The following is a 14,928-nucleotide window of genomic DNA, read 5'->3' as shown; positions in this document are numbered from 1 at the left end:
TTTAGCTACTAATCATAAGGAATTGATATGTCCAAACTGACTCAAGGGCGTCGTCGCTGGAATAACAGATTGATTTTAGGCGTGTTGATTTTTATGTTGGTGCTTAACTTGCCCACATTGATCAAAACCTACTTGTTAGATGACACAACTGAAAGTGAGCATCCTTATCTACTCAATCCCAATCAAGATCTACAAGCTTTACATGCAACACTATGGTCATTAACCGATGAGCAGGGTAGTTGGCAATTGGATCCGCCTTCATCTATTACCGCTCAAGAGCTCGCTCAACGCTGGAAAACCTTGGTTGGAACGGAAATAACCGATGAAAATTTTCAATCTCTCCAAGCGAGCTTAACCTCACCGCAGTCAATAGAGGTGTGGTATGACGATCAAGAAGAGCCGCAAAGGATCACTTATTACCAGTTACCTCAGTTTTGGTTATTAAAGAACTGGCAAGAGAAATGGATCGCAGTGACGGTTGAACCAAGCTATCTATTGCCGATTCGTCATCCATCATCAGAGAAATAACGGAGATTATTGTGCCTGAATTACCAGAAGTTGAAGTGAGTCGGATGGGTATTTCGCCTCATTTGGTCGGCGAAACGATTCGTAGTCTGACTTTTCGCACGCCTAAGCTACGTTGGGATATTCCTGCTGAACTGAAACAACTGGAAGGGCAGGTGATTCGTGATATTCGTCGTCGGGCAAAATATTTAATCATTGAAACCGATGCAGGTTGTGCGATTGTACATTTAGGTATGTCTGGCTCGCTACGGGTACTCGATGCGGAGTTCCCGCCGAGCAAACACGATCATGTGGATTTACTGCTGACCAATGGTAAGTTACTGCGCTACAACGATCCACGTCGTTTTGGCGCCTGGCTGTTTAGCCAAGATGGCGAACATGCTGTACTTAGCCATATGGGGCCAGAGCCTCTGACAGATGAGTTTAATGCGGAATATATGCTGCAAAAAGCATTGAATAAACGCGTTACAGTAAAGCAGTTTATTATGGATAACAAAGTCGTGGTTGGTGTGGGTAACATTTACGCCAGTGAATCTTTGTTTAGCGCGAAAGTACATCCCACTCGCACGACTGGCAGTTTAACACTCGCTGAGTGGGGGAGTTTAGTTGCTGATATCAAACAGGTTTTGACCACCTCAATCACGCAAGGTGGCACGACCTTAAAAGACTTTGCTCAAGCCGATGGTAAACCGGGATATTTTGCACAAGAACTGCAAGTTTATGGCAAAGCCGGCGAGCCTTGCCCAAATTGTGGTGAAGAGATTGAAGCGCTCAAGATCGGGCAAAGAAATACGTTTTTTTGTTCACACTGTCAGTTGTGAGGTTTTAAAATCGTTATAGCATTTGCCCTGATTTTTGAAAGTATTTCTGTGCCACCAGAAGTGAGATGAGACGCTCACGTTTCGTATCTTTGAATTGAGCTACCCATTGTTGAGCATTTTGGATAATGGCCTCTGCTTCTTCAGGGTGTGAGAGGTAATAGTCCATTTTTTCATCCAGATCGGAAAAGTCATTTTTGACTTCAACAAAATGCTTACCCGCTTGCAGCCTACCTTCCATAAACCATGTTTCATAACGAAGTTTTGGTGTGAAGCACAGCGAATTTGAGGACATGATCCATTTTAGATTAGTAGCGACATCCATTCCCTCTAGGCTGAGAATGAACTTATATTCAAGCTGCTCAGCAATGGTCATGGATTTTTTCACGTAGTTGAGTTGCCTTGGATCACTATCTTTTATATCAACACGGCCAACATTACAGCGTGGATTAGCGCAGTGAGTGGCTAGTAATAATCGTCGGTTAGGCCTAAAGCCTGTCCCGCGCCATACCAGCATATCTTTCTTCTCACGGTAGGGTTTATCACTATCGATAAAGACATAGTGTCGAACCGCATTCAGTTTCAACAATACTGAGTTTTGATTGTCACCTTCAATGGGACGACTTTTTAAAAAGCTTGGCTCTGAAGGGACATCGATGACATCCCCATTGACATACTTAAAGGCAAATTTTTGTGGGAAGCACTTAATCACTTTGAGTAAATCATAGTAGTAAGCGCTGCCACCTGTCTGTTTGAAGTTTTTAACTTTGACTAAATCCACATCGCTTAACGTGAAGCTTGTATTGTATTTGCAGTAATAGTTAACGCGGTCATTTAAGTAAGATTGATTGAAGTTATCGCGTTGAGCGATAACTTTTACTCTAACAAATCGAAATAAAGCGGCTGGTAGATGGGGCAGCAATCCATTTGATAAGTAGTATTTTAGTTTTTTCATACTGATTTTAGTTTAGCTAAAATGGCACTATTGACCGAAATTGGCACAAATTGGGCGACATCACCACCATGGGTTGCGACTTCTCGGACAATGGTTGAAGACAAGAAGGCAAACTCTTCCGCCGGCGTTAAAAATATGCTTTCTAAGCCGGGCAGTAATTTACGGTACATACTGGTTAGGCCAAATTCGTACTCAAAGTCCATTGTGGTGCGTAGTCCACGAATCAGTACGTCACTCTGTTGTTCTTTTGCAAAATCAACTAGTAGGCCACTAAAGCCAATGACAGAGACATTGCTAAGATGGGCGCATGAGCTTTTAACCAGTGTAACCCGTTCTTCTAACGTAAACATAGTTTTCTTAGACGGGCTTGCTGCGACCCCAATCGTGACGGAATCAAACATGCTGGCTGTTCGTTCAATCAAATTCAGGTGGCCATTAGTGATGGGATCGAATGTTCCGGGATAAATAACATTTTTACTCATCACATACTCCTGCTGTAAATTGATCAACGCCGTTCTCACAGCGAGTGAGTTTATTGTGAATGGTGTTTTCTAAGATGGCGTCGTTTTCAGCTAATGAGGCTCGAGAGTTTTCGTTATGGTAAAGATGGTAGCCCACGCCGGAGAATTTAAGATATAAGCGTTCTTTACCCGCGTTGAGCATGCGATGAACGAATTCACTGTCTTCTCTACCCCAACCGACAAAGTCCTGATTGAAACCATTCACCTCGATCACATCTGCTCGCCAAAATGCCATGTTGCATCCTCGAGTCGCTTTGTCGTTATTGCGTACATATGAGAATACTTTACTGAGTAGACGGTTGGTAATGCAGTTTTTACGGTTGCGAATACCCTTTGTGAAAATAGAGGGTACTAATCCGTGATGCATAATTTCTTGGCTACAGGCTTCGTCTGTCAGAACTCGGCCACCCTGAACAAAACGATTGGCTTGTGCGACTTGTTTATGGGATTGGATGAAGGTTGGTGATAGCACCATATCACCATCGACCATGATCAGATAATCACCACTCGCTTTTGCTATTGCTCTATTACGACTCATTGCGAGTTGGAAGCCATTATCTTCGTGCCAACTGTGAATTAATGGAACCGGGAAAGTTGAGCTAAATTGGTCGATGATCTGTTTTGTATCATCACGAGAACCATCATCGGCAACAATCACTTCATCAGGCATTACAGATTGGCGTTTAACACTCTCAAGTACCGCTTTAAGGGCTTCTTTCCAATTATAAGTGGTAATAATTAAAGTGGTTTTCATGACTTTTTAGCCTGTTCACGTAAGTAGAGATCGATGTATTTGACGAAGGTTGAGTGCATGCAAAGCCATGCGAGGATAAAGCCATGCTTACCATCTAAAAAACCACGCTTGATAATGTACATTTTAACAAAGCTGGCAAGGGCGTGAACAATCGCGGTCGTCAGGCCGGATTTTTTCTTTCCTTCGCGCTCATCTGTCCAGGCTTTTAGGTAGCCTGTGGTTTTATTGATGTAGTGATGTAAATGCTCGTACGTGTAATGGTTTAAACGCCCATCTAGCTTAATGGTTTGAAAGCCATCATCTGCTACTTTTTCATGCACAAGCGCGTCATTGTAATGGGTGTATTCGGTGCGGTATAAGCGCACGATCCAGTCCGGTGACCAACCAGAGTGATAAATGAATTTGCCAAAGGCGGCGCTAAGGCGATTTACTTTGTAAAGCACATTGGGTTTGTTTGCTTCTACCGCCGCTAAGATACTGTTTTTTAATTCAGGAGTGACTTGTTCATCAGCATCAAGCCAAAGCACATAATCAGAAGTGACGTGTTGCTGGGCAAGTTGACGTTGCTTACCAAATCCTGGCCACTCTGAATTGGTGTAGAATTTGTCGGTGTATTGACGCGCAATTTCTTCGGTGGCATCTGTACTGCCAGAATCGAGCAGGACGATCTCATCAACCCAACCTTTGACGGTATCTAGGCATGCTTGTAGGTGCTTTGCTTCATTTTTTACAATGAGAGCAACGGCTAAAGTTGGTTTAGACAAGAAAGTCTTCCTTTTGAGTCAATTTGAGAACGCTAAGTTTACTGAGTTTGAAGATGCAAATCTTCTACAACGCGATCAAACATTGTGATTACCTGAGCACTCGTGATGCGATGCATCGCTTTTTCATCTTTTGCTCTGGTACGCCAATCTAAATCCACACTGTATTTACCGGTTTCATCAAAGATAACTTCTTCATAAACGGAAACGGTGTAGTCTAGGTAGCGATAAGGGCCGACACGTTTAGGGTTATGGTGAGCATACAATCCAATGATAGGTGTTTGCATGGCGTTTGCCATGTGAGCTGGTCCTGTATCTGGCGCGATCACCATATCGACAATATCGATTAACGCGAGCATTTGCATAATACTGCTTTCACCCACTAAATTAAGGCATGGCGCAGTAAGTAATGCTTGAATGTCTTGTGCTAAATCGATTTCTACTTGAGCTGGGCTACCCGCGAGAATGACATTCCAGCCGAGTTGGCGAGCATGCTCAATTACTTCAACATAACCTTGTGCATGCCAGTTTTTATAGGCTTTGCTTGCTCCAGGCACAACCAATAGATTCGGCTTTTCAAGGTTAATATTTTGCTCTGCCCACTGTCTATCAGTGTTAGCGTAGCTGAGTGACCAATCAGGTTCATTTAGCTCAACACCAATTTTTGTAGCGAAGGCCATCAAGCCGTCGACCACATGTAATGATGAGGGAGAGGTCACTTTGCAGTTGGTAAACAACGTCTGAAAGTCTTGGCTACGCTGTTTATCAAAGCCGAGCTTATATTTGGCATTAATACCAAGGGTGGCGATGCTGGCACGAATTGCGTACTGCATGTGTAATAAGGCGTCGAATTCTCGGCCTTTCAGCTGTTGCCACAATTCTTTGTAGCCTTGCCAACCGGCTTTCTTATCAAACACAATGATTTCAATGTTTGCTACTGCTGCCAGCAACTGCGCCTCAAGCTTGCCAGTGATCCAAGTTATTTGGGTATTGGGCCATTGCTTTTGAATGGCTTGCACCGTTGCGATGGTATTACACACATCACCGATAGCAGAGAGGCGAAGTATGCATAGAGATTTAGGTGGAGCAGCGAACATATTAAATGCCTGAAGAGTAAAGATACCAACTCGCTAGATTATGCAGATACCTAAGATAAATGTAAAATATCCAGCGTTGAGGGCTGAGATACCATAAAGCCTTATCATAGATTACTTGAGTGAGACGATAGAATGACAGGCAAGCCGGGCAACACGGGAATAAAACGCATTTTCAAAGCAACAGAATACTCGATGCAAGGATTAAAAGCGGCTTTTAAGTATGAAGCGGCGATACGTCAAGAGTTGGCGTTGTTATTGGTCGCATCGATTCTAGTGTGCGTTTTTGACGTTAGTGTTGTTGAACGTATTCTTATGCTTGGTGTTGTCTGTTTAGTTCTGATTGTTGAATTGCTCAATTCAGCTATAGAGGCCGTCGTGGACCGAATTGGTATTGAGCATCACGAGCTGAGTGGACGAGCAAAAGATATCGGCTCAGCCGCAGTGCTAGTGGCTTTGATTTTTGCCGCTTTTACTTGGTGCTATATCCTTTTAAGCCATTATGTATTTTAACTCGCTACGTATTTTAAGCCATTGCCGGAGTGCACGATGATTGAGATGATTAAAACAGAAAACCAGTGCATTTGGTTCGATAGCGATATTATTGATGCTAGTGACGCTGCTATTTTTGACGCCAACTATTGGCAGGCAAATAACAAAGTGGTTGGTAGTGCAAAAGGACGAGGGACGACGTGGTTTGTCCAACTCGACTCTATGCAAGGTGCATTGCGCCATTACCGCCGCGGTGGCTTATTCGGAAAACTAGTTGAAGATAATTACTGGTTTTCTGGCTGGGATAAAACGCGCAGCGCAGCCGAGTTTTCGTTGTTGCTTAGCCTGAGAGAAGCTGGTGTTAATGTACCTAAGCCTATTGCCGCTCGTGCGGTTAAATCAGGGCTAACCTATCAAGCTGATCTCTTGAGTGAGCGTATTCCTCAAGCCAGAGATCTTGTGAGTATTTTGCAGGAAAAACCATTACCAGCGGAAATCTATCAACGAATTGGCCTAGAAATCCGGAAAATGCATGACGCTGGTGTGAATCATACCGACCTCAATATCCATAATATACTACTAGATAAGCAAGATAAGGTATGGATTATCGATTTTGATAAGTGTCAGCAGCAAGAAGGTGATGATTGGAAGAGCGAAAATATGGCTCGCTTAAAGCGCTCTTTTATAAAAGAAGCGAAGAAAGCAAACCATGAATTTGACGATTGTGGTTTCAATACGCTCTTTAGTGCTTGGTCAACATAATGTCTAAGAAAGATTCAAATATTGAATGGTTCTATCTATAGCACCAACTTGCTTTTCTACTGCTTGCTTGATTGTACTTGAAGTAGGGACTTGTTCTGGTTGAGAAAAAAGTGTGATTAATTTATCACTCAACTCGTTTTCATCATCAACGACACTCATTACATTCTCAGTAAGAAACTCATCGATAATGGCCTGAAAGTTAAAATAACTTGGGCCAGTGAGTGTGTATTTACCTAGAGCCATCGGTTCTATGATGTTATGACCTCCAACCTTATTTCCGGCTAGACTGCCACCCATAAAGCACAAGTCCGCTGCCCCAAGTAATAACATCATTTCACCCATAGTATCACCTAAGTATACTTGAGTACTGCCTGATAGTTCTGTTTTACATGAGCGGCGCACGATCGAAAATCCGGCTTGCTGGCATAGTTCATGTACAGAACTAAATCGTTCTGGATGACGAGGTACCAATATTAATAAAGCGTCGGGAAATCGTTCAAGGATCTTATTGTGAGCGTTGAGAACTTGCTCATCTTCACCTTGATGGGTGCTAGCCGCTATCCAGATCTTCCTTTGTTGTCCTAACGTTTCCCGTAATTGTTTCGCATCTTCGATACATCTATTATTAATGGAGATATCGAATTTTATTGATCCGGTTACGTGAATTTTTTTACTTGGGACTCCTAATTCAACGAATCTTTGTGAATCACTGGTGCTTTGGCATAAAAATCTAGTTACAGCTGAAGCGGCAATATTGAATAAAGGAAGTATCTTTCGATAGTTATTCGCCGATTTTTGAGATAGTCGAGCATTTAATACTGTTATTGGGGTTTTTCGTCGAGAAACGCAGTGAAGGGTGTTAGGCCAAAGTTCAGTCTCCATAATTAACAATTGGCTAGGCTGAACAGCTTTTAGGAAGCTATTTACGGCAAAACTAAAGTCTAAAGGCATATAACGATGTTCAACTAGTGCACCTAATTTTTCTACTTGAGCGGCGCCAGTTGTTGTTGTTGTCGTAACTACAATGGGTAATTCTGGGTATTTAGTTTTAATTCGTCTAATTAAAGGCGTTACTGCAATAACTTCGCCAACAGAAACAGCATGAATCCATAGAGGACTCATGCCGTTGGTTGGCATCGTTATACCAAATAACTCTTTCCAGCGAAAATTGTATGAGGGTTTATCTTGTTTACTTTTAAAGAGACCATACAAAAAAAATGGACAGATAATAAAAAATAGGGTGCTATATAGTATTCGAGTCATGATTTTTTGGCGTGCAAAATAGCAAAAGAATGATTAAGTAAAATGCTAATGGGTGTGGTTGCATTAAGGGGATGTCAGTCAACCCGGAAACGGCATATACAGTAGAACATAGTATAGCGATGAGGATTGACTTATCATTATGTCTAAAATAATAAAATAGAGGCATTAGAAGAAATGCCAATGTCATCATTAATCCAGCAATCCCTTTCATTACTAGGCTGGATATGTATTGGTTGTGATAGTGCTTAAAACCAATTGATGCCTTTGATATTAACCCTCTTTCATATAATTCTTGCTTTGCTTCTACGTGGTTTTTTCCTAAGCCAAAAATAGTCGGTGATTTAGCTAGCTCCCATCCGGCTTGCCACATTTGTAATCTGTAACCAATAGAGGTATTGAGGTTGCCACTGGTAATTGCGTGATATTCATGTTTTGTTTGTATAATGCGTTGTTCAATTTTCTCATAATTTAAAAAAGAAACTAAACTTATGGCAATAATGGATGCAACAATGAATATGCTGTTTTTTTTATACTTAATAATCATCAAAGCTGCGAGTAGTAATGCTGCAATAGTTACAGCAAGTAGAGTCCCTCTAGTCTGGCTAATTATGATGCTCGATAGCCCTAAGCATGCTGAAACTAATGAAATAATCCGTTGTTTCTTTTCTGATGATATGAAAGCTAAGTAGATTGCAATCGATGTTATCGCCGCGCTGAAAGTGGTGTAGGGTATAGCGTTTATAGACCAATATTCTCGGTCTATTTGCAATGCGAAAGTTTGATAGCTTATGTAACTAACAGATATGACAGAAGCTAAAGCTATTAGCCATATTAGATTTGATTTTATTTTTTCAATTACATAGTTATGCAGCACCATTGAATATAATGCTATAGCACCAAGAACCCTTAATTCTGATGAACTTCCCCCCATGGTTAGTTTTGTGAAAGCGCTAAAAATTACAGCTATCAATAATATCCATGTTAACTTTCTGTTTTTTATGTGTTCTACAATGGCATTAAAGCCTAATTGAAATAACCCTAAAAAGAACACTATGATACAAAGTATAAAAAAGTGTTTGTCGGAATTTTCGTATAAAAAAAGTCCAGAAAAAGCCCATATGGTCGGAAGAGCGAATAGAAATTGGATTATGTTTTTCTTGTAGTGATTGTTGATGTTCATAGTTTTTCTGTAACAACTGAACTTGAGAGTTCTTTTAAACAATGCAAATGCCCTAGAGGACATACTCGTTTAAAGCAAGGGCGGCATTTTAATTCAATCGATGCAATATCCACAGAATTAGCGAGTGGTGGTGTGTATTTAGGTGATGTTGAACCATAAACACCAATAACATGGCAGCCAACCGCAGCCGCAACATGCATTAAGCCAGAGTCATTACTTACGACTGTGCGGCATGCTGCCAATAAGTCGACAGCTTCTATCAATGATGTTTTACCAGCTAAAACATGAATATTGGCTTGATTTTTCTCACCTACAAGGCTTCTGATTTTTTCACAGGTATCGATATCTTTCTGTGAACCAAATAACCATACTTGCTGTCCTTGGCTGGCCACATGATTGGCAACTTCAGCGTATTTTTCTTCAGGCCATTTTTTGGCTGGGCCAAATTCAGCTCCTGGGCAAAGGCCAATACTTTCCTGCGCTATGCTCAACCCAAATTTGGCCATGGTTTGCCGTTGTTCTTTGTTATCAATCGTTAGTTTTGGTCGAGGTAAGCTTTCGAGTCCACCAAGTGAGCCAGAACCAAGCATGGTATCCTTTGAATAAGCCAAAGCAACATAACGCTCAACCATGAATTGGAAAGCCTTCATATTGCGACGAATATCGTTGAGCAAACCAAAGCGCATTTCTCCTTTCCAGCCGGTACGAACTGGGATTTTAGCAAACCAAGGGATCAAGGCGGATTTAGCTGATTTTGGTAACACAAACGCGTGGTCGTAATTTTCGAGACGGAGGCTTTTACCCATATCGAAACGAGCACGTAAATTTAAATCACCATGGCCGAGAGGCATTTCAATTGCTCGGTTTACCTCTGGCATACGCTCTAAGATAGGCTTGCACCAAGCGGGAGCTAGCACGTCAATAATGGCGTTAGGGTGTTGTTTCCTTAAGGTGATATAGAGTGACTGAGACATCACCATATCGCCAACCCAAGAGGGGCCGATCACTAAAATTTTATTCATGCTTTGTGATTCCAAAACAGCTTTTTCATGATGGATTCGTAGCTTCGATAGATCTCAATGTAGACTTTTTGCAGTACACCCAACTTTTGCTTTTCTTTACGTTTCGTGTTTTGACTACTGATGGTTGAAATGATTTCAGCACGCTCAAATAGAGAAGGCTTCACGCTATAGGTTTTTACCTGATGGCGCCATGGCTTTTCCATGTAGTCGTCTACAGGCTCAAGAAAGTACTCAGCATTGGCAATAAATGCCTGCGCCGCTTGAGGCGAAAGTGCATAAGCGGTGGTCCCACAGCTTTTTTTTGCATATTGACCGAGTTGTGTTCGAGTTGTTATCTCTTCAATCGGAGTAAATTTACTAGGTTGTGTTGCTGCAAGTTTTACGTAACCATATTTATTAATATAGGGTTCAAGGATTTGAAGGATATCTCCTGCGAGAGGTTGGATATCAACATTATCTTCAAGTATGACAACTGGTGCTTGTAGTTCTACACATTTTTGCCACAAGCTGTAATGGCTAGCAAAACATCCAATCTCTCCAGGTTTGAGCTCATAGCCTTTGCGCTGAAAAGTTTGTTTTTGTGATGCTTTATTTGAGTATAAAAAATGCTCTTGAGAAGCATCCACGGCATCAAAAAATTCAAATTCAAAACCAGCATCGAGCAATTGCTGTGAAATTCGCTGTCTGCGCTCTTGGGAGCGAGTAAGACTAACCACAAAAATTTTCATTAACGAACCTTCCAATCACTATCGTATCGAGATTTAAAAAGATTGTAATAATTACTGTCATCTTGTTGAGTCAGTAAAAGTTGCAAAATCCACATATATTGCTCAGGTTTCGGTTCAACATAATGCTCAATAGCGTTATTCATGGCGCGCGCATCGGCTTGTTCGGAAGCTTGAAGGTCTAAAGCGGGTAGCACTTCAATCGAGAATTTTCCTGTTTTTGGGTCGATAGACGCAAACAGAGGAACAATATGAGCTTTAGATAGCTTTGCTAACTTGCTTAAGCCTGGCAGTGTTGCTTTAGTTGTGGCAAAAAAATCAACAAATTCACTCAGTTCAGCACCGTGATCTTGATCTGGTAGGTAATAGCCTAAATAACCCGATTTTATCGACTTAATAAATGGCTTAATGCCACCTGAACGCTCATAAACTCGACCGCCATATTGAACTCGTTGTCGATGCATTAACCAGTCTGCCACAGGGTTCTTTTGTTTTTTTGCCATAGCTGAAACAGGTAAATTTAAAGACGCTAATAGAATGGCTGGGATGTCGATTGCCCAGGAGTGAGGCACAAGCAAGATAACATTCTCACCAGCATCTGTTAGCTGAGTTAGGTTATGTTCATTTACAAATTCACATTGCTGCTGTAGCCATGTCTTTGAGCGTAAAGAGAGTAATACGAAACGAAGTATAAACACCCCTGCGGTGAAGAGCGTTTTATAGACTAACGCTTCACGCTGCTCAAAACTCATTTCAGGAAAGCAGAGCTGCAGGTTGACTCGCGTACGATGCGCAGGACCCTTGTTTGATTTTGATAGTTTGCTCGCTATCTTTTTTGCCAACCACTGATGAAAAGACAATGGTAGCAGCGCTATTGGCACTGAGAGTATGACACCTAGCCAAGTAGGCCAGTACTTAGGTGCTAAGAAGTGCCACTCAAAAGTAGGGTTATAGGCTTTTTCATCAAAATCGTTGCGAGGAGCTGCTGACATAGATTGCTCAATAGGCGCTTAGCGCAATAGTTAGTCGAATGTGTTTTGGGCAAGTGTACCACGCAACAAAAGGTGCTTCCTAGAGTACAGATAGAGAAGGTGAGTAATTTGAAGGTTTACTCACCAGTTTGGAGTTCAACTTGGTTTAATCGTTACCAAATAAATCACGAGTGTAGACTTTATCAGCAAATGGTAATAGCTCATCATTCATGCGATTAGATACTATGATATCCGCACAATGGATGAATTCGTTGAAATCAGTGATGACTCGGGAGTTAAAGAAATACGTTTCTTGAATTGCTGGTTCGTAAACAACCACTTCAATTCCTTTGGCTTTGAGGCGCTTCATAATGCCTTGAATAGAAGATGCTCTGAAGTTATCAGAGCCAGATTTCATGACAAGACGATAAATACCAACAGTTTTCGGCTTGCGTTTGAGAATACTCTCCGCTACAAAATCCTTACGTGTTCTATTGGCATCTACAATGGCACCAATAATGTTGTTGGGTACTTCTTGGTAATTGGCCAGTAGCTGCTTAGTATCTTTTGGTAGGCAATAACCACCGTAACCAAATGATGGGTTGTTATAATGATTACCAATGCGAGGATCTAACCCTACGCCTTCAATGATTTGTCGTGAGTCCAAGCCGTGCGCTTCCGCGTACGAATCTAGTTCGTTGAAGTAGGCCACACGCATAGCTAGGTAGGTGTTTGAGAAAAGCTTTACGGCTTCCGCTTCTGTTGAGTTGGTAAACAGAACTTCAATGTTGTCTTTCTCCGCTCCTTCAATAAGTAAGTTAGCAAAAGTTTTTGCGCGCTCACTTTGCTCACCAACAATAATTCGTGATGGGTACAGATTGTCGTATAGCGCCTTGCCTTCACGAAGAAATTCTGGAGAGAAGATGATGTTCTGGCAGTTCAATTCTTGTTTGATACGCTCTGTGTAACCGACCGGTACGGTTGACTTAATAACCATCACCGCTGATGGAGCGATGGCAATTACATCACGAATAACGGCCTCAACTGATGATGTGTTGAAGTTGTTCGTTTGAGGATCGTAATCAGTGGGGGTTGCAATAACAACAAAATCAGCATCTCTATAAGCTTCTTCTTGGTTGGTTGTTGCCTTGAAGTTAAGTTCTTTGGTTGACAAAAAACGCTCAATATCACTATCAGCAATTGGAGATTGTTTTTTGTTTAGTAAAGTAACCTTTTCTTCAATGATATCCAGAGCTACAACATTATTGTTTTGCGCCAATAGCATTGCATTTGATAGGCCGACATAGCCTGTACCTGTGATAGCAACTTTCACTGTTCGATCCTCTACGGTTAGTAACGGTTTTTACACTATCGATATTAACGATTAATCAGCGCCATGTATTCTGCAACGCCTTCCGCAACCGTTTTAAATTCATGATCACAACCAGCCGCGCGAAGTTTAGTTAAATCCGCTTGGGTAAATTCTTGATATGCACCTTTTAAATGCTCAGGGAATGGAATGTTTTCCATTTCACCTTTACCGTGATGCTTGATCACCGCTTTAGCGACTTCCTCAAAAGATTCCGCATTGCCAGTTCCTAGGTTAAAGATCCCAGACACGCCGTTTTCCATAAACCACAAGTTTACTGCTGCAACATCGCCAACATAAACGAAATCACGTTGGAAAGTTGCGCTTCCAGCGAACAGTTTTGGGTTTTCGCCCGCATTCATTTGATTATTTAAGTGGAAAGCAACAGAGGCCATCGAGCCTTTATGCTGCTCGCGTGGACCATAAACGTTGAAGTAACGGAAACCGGTAATTTGAGAAAGCGTTTCACCATGAGCTTTGGCATCTTGCCAGATTCGACGAACATAGTTATCAAATTGTTGTTTCGAATAGCCGTATACATTGAGCGCGCCTTCATATTGTGGCTCTTCAATAAAGGTGTCGGTTTCGCCGTAGGTAGCTGCAGATGAAGCGTATAAGAATGGAATTTCACGCTCTAAACAGTAGTGAAGCAATTCTTTTGAATACTCATAATTGTTGAGCATCATGTATTTGCCATCCCACTCAGTCGTCGCAGAACACGCACCTTCATGGAAGATAGCTTCGATAGGGCCGAAATTTTCACCTGACATAATTTGCACGAGGAAGTCATCGCGATCCATGTAATCAGCGATGTCTAGGTCAACTAGATTTTGAAATTTTTTGCCATTTTTAAGGTTGTCGACGACCAAGATGTCATTGATGCCTTTTTCGTTTAGAGCCTTAATAATATTGCTGCCAATCATGCCAGCGCCGCCAGTTACGATGATCATAGAATTACCCATAAGTTTTATAATTTATCAAAGTATACCATTATCAATGGCCTGTAGCGCTGATTAGCTAAACCTGATAGTGGGATTTTGTTATGTTTATGATTTTAATTGGTTTTTTTGTTTTTTCTTGTTTTTGGTAAAGGTAGGGAGGTAGCCTTTTAATTTTGTTTCATGTAAAATTATGCGGGAGTTTATAAGTGTATCGTTTTAATTAATAGCTCAGTACGTGAATGATTTTGAGAGGCAAGTACACTATTAATAATAGTAAGCTTGAAAATGGCAAGCAACGTGATGTCGAGCATGGTAAAGCAGGTAAAGCGCTGACATCAGGTGGTTATAAATGTTGGTGTATGTTTGTTGCAAATCGAAGTAAGAACAACGAGCAAGCTTGAATTTTAGTAATCAAATAATTACCTCTTACTTACCGACCATTGATGTTTTAAAAACGATTCGCAGAAAAACAGTGCTGAAGTACAGTAAGTGTTGTTTTCTGGCTATATTTGGGGTTATTTAGATATATCTTAAGTGACGTATCAAAAGTAAACAATACCTTTGGTGTATATGACTTCGTTAATTTTTAGGCAAGCCAAAGATGGTGTTAGATTGCTCAATTGAAGAAATGAAAATTCAAAAAATAACGCTATCGATTTAACGTTACATGGTGGTAACCAGGTCATTATAAATGATGGTAGCTATGAAATTATCGCTGCCATTTTTTTAGAGCCTGAAAGCGATCAACACAGTTCTTGCTCATTTAACTGTTAAA

The 14,928-nt window shown here is 41.3% G+C and carries 16 protein-coding genes; 4 read left to right on the top strand and 12 right to left on the bottom strand.

Annotation, left to right across the window (positions count from 1 at the left end; genetic code table 11):
* Positions 1-27: 27 nt before the first annotated feature.
* Positions 28-528 carry a hypothetical protein gene (locus RH86_RS10770; RefSeq protein WP_009386210.1) on the top strand — a complete coding sequence of 167 codons (501 nt, stop codon included), beginning with the start codon at positions 28-30 and terminating at the stop codon, positions 526-528.
* 11 nt (positions 529-539) lie between these two features.
* The gene (mutM, locus tag RH86_RS10765; RefSeq protein WP_009386209.1) at positions 540-1,346 is read left to right on the top strand and encodes a bifunctional DNA-formamidopyrimidine glycosylase/DNA-(apurinic or apyrimidinic site) lyase; all 807 of its coding nucleotides are present in this window, start codon (positions 540-542) and stop codon (positions 1,344-1,346) included.
* Positions 1,347-1,359: 13 nt separating this feature from the next.
* Here mutM and RH86_RS10760 read toward each other — a convergent pair whose 3' ends face one another.
* The 5 genes from RH86_RS10760 to RH86_RS10740 are packed head-to-tail and all read right to left on the bottom strand — an operon-like array spanning position 1,360 to position 5,431.
* Positions 1,360-2,298 carry a glycosyl transferase family 90 gene (locus RH86_RS10760; protein ID WP_009386208.1) on the bottom strand — a complete coding sequence of 313 codons (939 nt, stop codon included), beginning with the start codon at positions 2,296-2,298 and terminating at the stop codon, positions 1,360-1,362.
* The gene (coaD, locus tag RH86_RS10755; protein WP_009386207.1) at positions 2,295-2,780 is read right to left on the bottom strand and encodes a pantetheine-phosphate adenylyltransferase; all 486 of its coding nucleotides are present in this window, start codon (positions 2,778-2,780) and stop codon (positions 2,295-2,297) included. Before coaD ends, RH86_RS10760 begins: the two co-directional genes overlap by 4 nt.
* Entirely contained in the window at positions 2,773-3,573 is an 801-nt protein-coding gene (locus RH86_RS10750) for a glycosyltransferase family 2 protein (RefSeq protein WP_009386206.1), read from the bottom strand. The genes coaD and RH86_RS10750 overlap by 8 nt, the downstream gene beginning before the upstream one ends.
* Positions 3,570-4,337, bottom strand: coding sequence for a glycosyltransferase family 2 protein (locus tag RH86_RS10745; RefSeq protein WP_009386205.1), 768 nt, complete (start codon positions 4,335-4,337; stop codon positions 3,570-3,572). The genes RH86_RS10750 and RH86_RS10745 overlap by 4 nt, the downstream gene beginning before the upstream one ends.
* A 38-nt stretch (positions 4,338-4,375) precedes the next feature.
* Positions 4,376-5,431 carry a glycosyltransferase family 9 protein gene (locus tag RH86_RS10740; protein ID WP_009386204.1) on the bottom strand — a complete coding sequence of 352 codons (1,056 nt, stop codon included), beginning with the start codon at positions 5,429-5,431 and terminating at the stop codon, positions 4,376-4,378.
* 132 nt (positions 5,432-5,563) lie between these two features.
* On the opposite strand from RH86_RS10740, the gene RH86_RS10735 reads away from it, so the two are divergent.
* The gene (locus RH86_RS10735; RefSeq protein WP_009386203.1) at positions 5,564-5,941 is read left to right on the top strand and encodes a diacylglycerol kinase; all 378 of its coding nucleotides are present in this window, start codon (positions 5,564-5,566) and stop codon (positions 5,939-5,941) included.
* A gap of 36 nt (positions 5,942-5,977) precedes the next feature.
* Entirely contained in the window at positions 5,978-6,682 is a 705-nt protein-coding gene (locus tag RH86_RS10730; RefSeq protein ID WP_009386202.1) for a 3-deoxy-D-manno-octulosonic acid kinase, read from the top strand.
* Between the two features lie 3 nt (positions 6,683-6,685).
* Here RH86_RS10730 and waaA read toward each other — a convergent pair whose 3' ends face one another.
* From waaA to rfaD, 7 genes are all read right to left on the bottom strand, one after another.
* Positions 6,686-7,945, bottom strand: a complete 1,260-nt coding sequence (gene waaA, locus RH86_RS10725) for a lipid IV(A) 3-deoxy-D-manno-octulosonic acid transferase (protein WP_009386201.1) — start codon at positions 7,943-7,945, stop codon at positions 6,686-6,688.
* Positions 7,926-9,125, bottom strand: coding sequence for an O-antigen ligase family protein (locus tag RH86_RS10720; RefSeq protein ID WP_009386200.1), 1,200 nt, complete (start codon positions 9,123-9,125; stop codon positions 7,926-7,928). Before RH86_RS10720 ends, waaA begins: the two co-directional genes overlap by 20 nt.
* The gene (gene waaF, locus RH86_RS10715) at positions 9,122-10,147 is read right to left on the bottom strand and encodes a lipopolysaccharide heptosyltransferase II (protein WP_009386199.1); all 1,026 of its coding nucleotides are present in this window, start codon (positions 10,145-10,147) and stop codon (positions 9,122-9,124) included. The genes RH86_RS10720 and waaF overlap by 4 nt, the downstream gene beginning before the upstream one ends.
* Positions 10,144-10,875, bottom strand: a complete 732-nt coding sequence (locus RH86_RS10710) for a glycosyltransferase family 25 protein (RefSeq protein WP_009386198.1) — start codon at positions 10,873-10,875, stop codon at positions 10,144-10,146. The genes waaF and RH86_RS10710 overlap by 4 nt, the downstream gene beginning before the upstream one ends.
* Entirely contained in the window at positions 10,875-11,864 is a 990-nt protein-coding gene (lpxM, locus tag RH86_RS10705; protein WP_009386197.1) for a lauroyl-Kdo(2)-lipid IV(A) myristoyltransferase, read from the bottom strand. Before lpxM ends, RH86_RS10710 begins: the two co-directional genes overlap by 1 nt.
* A gap of 145 nt (positions 11,865-12,009) precedes the next feature.
* Complete coding sequence (locus tag RH86_RS10700) at positions 12,010-13,176, bottom strand: nucleotide sugar dehydrogenase (RefSeq protein ID WP_009386196.1); 1,167 nt, start codon at positions 13,174-13,176, stop codon at positions 12,010-12,012.
* 44 nt (positions 13,177-13,220) lie between these two features.
* On the bottom strand, positions 13,221-14,162 hold the full coding sequence (gene rfaD, locus RH86_RS10695; protein ID WP_009386195.1) for an ADP-glyceromanno-heptose 6-epimerase: 942 nt from the start codon (positions 14,160-14,162) through the stop codon (positions 13,221-13,223).
* Positions 14,163-14,928 lie beyond the last annotated feature (766 nt).

Source organism: Vibrio sp. N418, from assembly GCF_000222565.1.
Classification (GTDB): domain Bacteria; phylum Pseudomonadota; class Gammaproteobacteria; order Enterobacterales; family Vibrionaceae; genus Vibrio; species Vibrio scophthalmi.
Note: the sequence above shows the minus strand (reverse complement) of the source record. Positions and strands in the feature narration are given on the sequence as shown.

Coding starts and splice junctions, on each gene's coding strand:
- RH86_RS10720 (WP_009386200.1), bottom strand. CDS start 9,125: ATGAACATCAACAATCACTACAAGAAAAACATAATCCAATTTCTATTC.
- RH86_RS10740 (WP_009386204.1), bottom strand. CDS start 5,431: ATGTTCGCTGCTCCACCTAAATCTCTATGCATACTTCGCCTCTCTGCT.
- RH86_RS10760 (WP_009386208.1), bottom strand. CDS start 2,298: ATGAAAAAACTAAAATACTACTTATCAAATGGATTGCTGCCCCATCTA.
- lpxM (WP_009386197.1), bottom strand. CDS start 11,864: ATGTCAGCAGCTCCTCGCAACGATTTTGATGAAAAAGCCTATAACCCT.
- RH86_RS10735 (WP_009386203.1), top strand. CDS start 5,564: ATGACAGGCAAGCCGGGCAACACGGGAATAAAACGCATTTTCAAAGCA.
- rfaD (WP_009386195.1), bottom strand. CDS start 14,162: ATGATCATCGTAACTGGCGGCGCTGGCATGATTGGCAGCAATATTATT.
- RH86_RS10730 (WP_009386202.1), top strand. CDS start 5,978: ATGATTGAGATGATTAAAACAGAAAACCAGTGCATTTGGTTCGATAGC.
- waaF (WP_009386199.1), bottom strand. CDS start 10,147: ATGAATAAAATTTTAGTGATCGGCCCCTCTTGGGTTGGCGATATGGTG.
- RH86_RS10770 (WP_009386210.1), top strand. CDS start 28: ATGTCCAAACTGACTCAAGGGCGTCGTCGCTGGAATAACAGATTGATT.
- waaA (WP_009386201.1), bottom strand. CDS start 7,945: ATGACTCGAATACTATATAGCACCCTATTTTTTATTATCTGTCCATTT.
- RH86_RS10710 (WP_009386198.1), bottom strand. CDS start 10,875: ATGAAAATTTTTGTGGTTAGTCTTACTCGCTCCCAAGAGCGCAGACAG.
- coaD (WP_009386207.1), bottom strand. CDS start 2,780: ATGAGTAAAAATGTTATTTATCCCGGAACATTCGATCCCATCACTAAT.
- RH86_RS10750 (WP_009386206.1), bottom strand. CDS start 3,573: ATGAAAACCACTTTAATTATTACCACTTATAATTGGAAAGAAGCCCTT.